This window comes from Streptomyces solincola (assembly GCF_002982015.1).
Taxonomy (GTDB): Bacteria; Actinomycetota; Actinomycetes; order Streptomycetales; family Streptomycetaceae; genus Streptomyces; species Streptomyces solincola.
In genome coordinates this window covers 1-1,724 of record NZ_PVLV01000570.1, presented here as the reverse complement: position 1 = coordinate 1,724, position 1,724 = coordinate 1, and the positions used below count along the sequence as shown (strand labels likewise).

General features: G+C 78.3%; 2 protein-coding genes. Both read right to left on the bottom strand.

The features are described 5' to 3' along the window. Positions 1 to 180: 180 nt before the first annotated feature. On the bottom strand, positions 181 to 1,008 hold the full coding sequence (locus C6N75_RS27340) for a sugar phosphate isomerase/epimerase family protein (RefSeq protein ID WP_105871549.1): 828 nt from the start codon (positions 1,006 to 1,008) through the stop codon (positions 181 to 183). A 163-nt stretch (positions 1,009 to 1,171) separates the two neighbouring features. Further along, positions 1,172 to 1,724: LacI family DNA-binding transcriptional regulator (locus tag C6N75_RS27335; RefSeq protein ID WP_146132691.1), on the bottom strand; the 553-nt coding region annotated here is incomplete at its 5' end.

Below are 1,724 nucleotides of genomic sequence, written 5' to 3'. Positions count from 1 at the left end.
CGGGGAGGGCGGGGCGGGCCCCGCGAAGGGCCGAGACCCCGGAGTGAAGGAAACTTCCAAGGAGTCACGCATAGCCGGAAAGTAACTGCCAGGTCAAGCAACCGCGCACGCCGCGCCCGCCCCGTGCCGCGACGGCTCCCGCTACACGAGGGGGCGCGCGGGCCGCGCCGGCCCCGGGCCTCAGCCCGCCAGGGCCTTCAGGTGCGCCAGCCCCGGGGCGAGCAGCGGGGGCAGCTCGGCGGCCTTGGGGTACCACCGCTTCTCGTACTCCCAGCAGGCCCACACCTCGCCGCCGTCCAGCAGGGCGTCGTCCATCAGGGCGTTGCTGGTGCGGGCCTCGTCCACCAGCGCCAGGCACTCGGCCAGCGGCACCGATCCCGCGCCCAGCGCGAGCGGAGTGGTCTCCACCCCCGACGCGGCGTCCTTCACCTGGAGGTAGCCGAGGTACGGGGCGAGCACCGCGTGCGTCGCGGCCGGCGCCTCGCCCGCGGCCCACGGGTGCAGCACGTCCCACAGCGCGCCCACGCTCCGGTGCCCGACCGCGCCCACCACCCGGGCCACGTCCGCCCCCGTGCGGTGCGAGTCGTGGGTCTCCAGCAGGATGCGGACACCCAGCTCGGCGGCCACCTCCGCGGCCGCGCCCAGCCGCCGCGCCGCGATCGCGTCCGCCTCGGCCGCCTCCAGCCCCCCGCCGCCGGGGAACACCCGCACGTGCGGGGCGCCCAGATCGGCCGCCAGGTGCAGCAGCCCGTGCAGCTCCTCGTAGACCGGCTCGTCGTCCCCGGCCTCGGCCACCCTGGCGTACCCGGCGACGGCCAGGACCGCCAGGTCGGCACGGGCGAACTCCTCGGCCACCGCGCGCCGCTCGTGCGCCACCAGACCGGGGTGCACCGGCTCCTCGGGGTGCGCCCGCAGCTCGACCCCCTGATAGCCGTTCTCCGCGGCGAGGCGGACCACCTCGGGGACCGGCATCCCGGGGACACCGAGGGTGGAGAAGGCGTACTTCACGTCGGGACTCCTCAACACGTCGACAGGTCGGCACGGCCGCGGCCGACGGCCCCGCGCCCCGCCGTACCCGCGGCGCGGCGCCGGCGCCGGTCCGGCCCCGGGCAACGTACCCCGTGACCTCCTCCCTATGGCCCCGCCGCCGCGCTCGGCGTCCGCGGTGGCGTCAGGGCCGCTCAGCCGCCCGCCCGGTCGAGGCCCGCACGACCAGTTCGCCGGCGATCGTCGCGCGGCCGCCCGGCGGAGGCGGCTCGGCCCCGACGGCCAGGCGGCCGGCCCGCGCGCCCGCCTCGTGCAGCGGCAGCCGCACCGTGGTCAGCGCCGGGACCGCGTCCACCGAGAACGGCAGGTCGTCGAAGCCGGCCACCGACACGTCCTGCGGGACGCGCAGCCCCCGGTCGCGCAGGGCCGCGCACACCCCCAGCGCCACCGTGTCGTTCGCGGCGACCAGCGCGGTCAGGTCCGGTGCCCGCCGCAGCAGCTCGCAGGCCGCCTCGTAGCCGGACCGCCGGTCGTACGGGCCGTGCACCGTCAGCCGCTCGCCGTCCGCCTCCAGCCCCGCCGAGGCCATCGCCGCCCGGTGGCCCGCCAGCCGGTGGCGGGTGGTGGTCCGGTCGGCGGGCCCGGCGACGTAGCCGAGCCGCCGGTGCCCGAGGCTGAGCAGATGCTCGGTCAGCCGCCGCGCCCCGCCCCGGTTGTCGAAGGCCAGCGCCGCGAGC